The sequence below is a fragment of the Moorena sp. SIO3B2 genome, assembly GCF_010692525.1.
Classification (GTDB): Bacteria; Cyanobacteriota; Cyanobacteriia; order Cyanobacteriales; family Coleofasciculaceae; genus Moorena; species Moorena producens.
Genome location: NZ_JAAHHE010000552.1, coordinates 1 through 3,245, shown reverse-complemented (window position 1 = coordinate 3,245; position 3,245 = coordinate 1). Strand labels below are relative to the sequence as shown.

General features: G+C 38.8%; 2 protein-coding genes. Both read left to right on the top strand.

Translation table 11 applies throughout. The annotated features are described in order from the left end of the window. Positions 1-18 precede the first annotated feature (18 nt). The gene (locus tag F6K38_RS37810; RefSeq protein ID WP_287360110.1) at positions 19-414 is read left to right on the top strand and encodes a Het-E N-terminal domain-containing protein; all 396 of its coding nucleotides are present in this window, start codon (positions 19-21) and stop codon (positions 412-414) included. A 138-nt stretch (positions 415-552) separates the two neighbouring features. Next, positions 553-3,245: hypothetical protein (locus F6K38_RS37805; protein WP_287360109.1), on the top strand; the 2,693-nt coding region annotated here is incomplete at its 3' end.

The window sequence follows — 3,245 nt, the reverse complement described above, 5'->3', positions numbered from 1 at the left end:
TCTTAGGAAACAAAACTGATGGAACCCACTACTATTGTTACTGCACTAACTGCTGGTCTTGCTGCTGTTGGTAAAGGAACTGCTAGCCAAGCTGGACAAGATATATACCAAGGACTTAAGGGACTTTGGGCACTCATCCAAAAAAAGTTTGCTGGGAACCAAAAAGCAGAGATGGTGCTTGCAGAATACGAAAAAGACCCCAAAGTTTGGGATAAACCGCTTGAAGCTGAACTGGTAGAAGCTAATGCTAATCAAGACGAAGAAATTGTTCAGGCGGCTCAACAGCTCATGAATATTATAAACTCACAACAAACAGCTATGGGCGGAGACAACGTATCTATTGTTGAAAAAATTGGAAATTCGGGTGATTTTTCTTTTGGTGATAATGCTCAATTAACCAACAAAATCAATTAAGGAAGCCAATCTAGCAATTCTCTCTCCAATGAGGTACAAAAGTATCCCCCTAAATACCCCTTAAATAAAAAGGTGGAATTTGAGGTTGATAACCGTACCTCATAAATGCATAAACGCTATAGTTACACAAAATTGGGCATGGATAACTACAAAACATCTATTATTGGAAATTCGGGTGATTTTTCTTTTGGTGATAATGCTCAATTAACCAACAACATCAAATATGAGCTCCAAGAAACTGAAAATTTTTCAGAGCTTCCTCTTGAGAAATATGGCTCAGGTATTAGCCCAAGTAAAAAGGTGATCGATCAAATGATTAGTATTATTTGTCGTCATCGAATGGTGATACTAGGTGGCAGTAACGACCTTGATAAGGTAGGTATAGCGCGTAATATTGCATGGCATTTAAGTAATCATTTACAGAAAGAGTACTCAAGCTCTGCCAGTTTTGAAGTTGAAGCCAAAGAATGGCAGCGTGGTTCTGAGTTACCGAACTTCGATCAAATACTTGAGAAAACTGAAACCAGAACAATTTTTGTGCTAACACAGGTTGTACCTCAGGATATTGACTATGATTTATCCCTGATCCAAAAAGCTGCTGCTGATAGTAACCACTATGTCATCTTCGCTACAGATGAGCCTCGTGCTGTTTGGGGTTTAACTAATACAATTGGAGATTTTTGGAAGGATTTAGAAGTTGATGGTCTGTACGAAAAAGATGATTTATTCAGAGAGTTAAAAAAACAACTAAAACAGGTTACATGGTCTTTGCCAACTGATAACAAATTTACCATTCAATCAATTGCTGAAAGGCTAAAAACACCAGACAAAATTTCTAAATTTTCTGGATTACTTTCAAGCGAAAAAAAGCCATTACAACAAGAAGCAATTAACCAACTAATTGACCTTGCCCAGGACAATAAAAAAATACTTGAACGATGGTTTAATAACGTTCTCCAACCTCGTGAGCAACTAATTGCTTTAGGACTAAATTTCTTCGACGGTCTTTTCGAGGATCAGTGTCTAGTTGCCATAGGAAAATTAGTTGATCATGAGTGGCATCGACGTGACCCATCTCTTTGTGCTCTCGATCACTGCGATTTGCAGCCTTTTCATAACTTCTTCCGCCCGGTTGAAGTAAAAAACGATCGGCAAAAGAGGATTGAAAGTTGGCTACCTGAGCAGCGTTTAGAGCTATTTAAAATTGCATGGACTAAATATCGACAACGTATTTATGCTGCACTTCCAGTGCTGGTAGAGCTTGTTCAAACCTCTGTAAAACCAGGTGTATCTAGGGAGAAAGATCGGTCTGGAATTCCCGTAGGGCAGCAGTTGTATGGTTCTCCAGGTGATAAGACGCGACGTAATGCACTGCGCACAGCGATTAGTGGGGCAATTAGCGACATCGGTTTGATTGATACTGATTTTGTTAAAGAGACTTTGCTAAGGCTGGCAACTTATGGGGAAGAAAGTGTACAAGCCCTAGGTGTCCAAGCGGTGGCAGCACGGGCAATGGCTCGGTGGCACGAGCATAAACAGAAGCAAAAATTACTTCAAGTGATTGAATATTTGAACCAAGAAAATTTTCGGGGCATTCAGGGAAACAAGAATGAACTTAAAGAGAATGTTCTAGCTACTATTGCTCTGACCGTCAGCTATGCAGCAAAGTCCGATCCACCTAAAGAACTAACCCGAGAATTTCAATACTGCTTAACAAAATTGTTGTCATACGACCAGAATTATCGGGTTCTTGAGCGCTTCCGCGATCAGATATTACGAATGCTCATACCGCAGCACTTATTTGAACTACAAGAAGTGCTGTGTATATTATTGGAAGGCGAATATGGAGAAATAAGTGAAGATTTAACCAAAGTAATTATTGGTAGATTTAAGTCTGCTTATCGTAGTAATCGTCATCATGCCAACGAAGTTTTAGACATACTCGAACAGTGGCATACCAAATGTGAACAATGTGAGATTCAATACTCTGTTGAGGAACCACAAATTACTTCCCGTGAGCGATTGCTAATAACTGTGGTTAAAACTTACGGGGAAATTCAGGATAAAAAAGTGCTTAAGCAACTATACAGACTCCTCACAATAGAAGAACATCCATACGTCCGTGAAGAAGCCATTGAAGTTCTGTGCCAGTGGATTGAAGAAGCTTTTCAAAAAATAATATCTGTTTTACCCAATTTCTTACCCAGTTTATTTGAAGAGCTTTACGAAGATGAGCAATTACGAGTTTCTGAAGAAATTATTAATATATTTGAGTCTGCCTATCATACTAATCATGCCGCCGAAGTTTTAGATATACTCGAACAGTGGCATACCAAATGTGAACAATGTGAGATTCAATACCCTGTTGAGGAACCACAAATTAATTCCCGTGAGCAATTGCTAATAACTGTGGTTAAAACTTACGGGGAAATTCAGGATGAAAAAGTTATTGATCCACTATACAGAATCCTCACAATAGAAGAACATCCATACGTCCGTAAAGAAGCCATTGAAGTTCTGTGCCAGTGGATTGAAGAAGATTTTCAACAAATAAAACATTTTTTTCCCAATTTATTTAAAAAGCTTAACAAATATGAGAAATCACAAGTTTTTGAAGCATTGCCAGAAAGCTATTGGGAAGAGGAAGGACTATCTGTATGGACTTTACAGCGGTTTGTAATTAAGTTAGGTAATCGGAACTGGAAAAACAATCCTGTGTACCTGATAGTTATACAAACCGCCGTACCGGTAATAGGTATTTTACTAGTAGCATCTTCGATATTTTCTCCCAGCAACAAACAACAGGGCAAGTGCTTCGTGGTGTACAGAAC

Bases quoted from the DNA above. Each gene is read 5' to 3' on its own strand.
- F6K38_RS37810 (WP_287360110.1), top strand. From the start codon at position 19: ATGGAACCCACTACTATTGTTACTGCACTAACTGCTGGTCTTGCTGCT.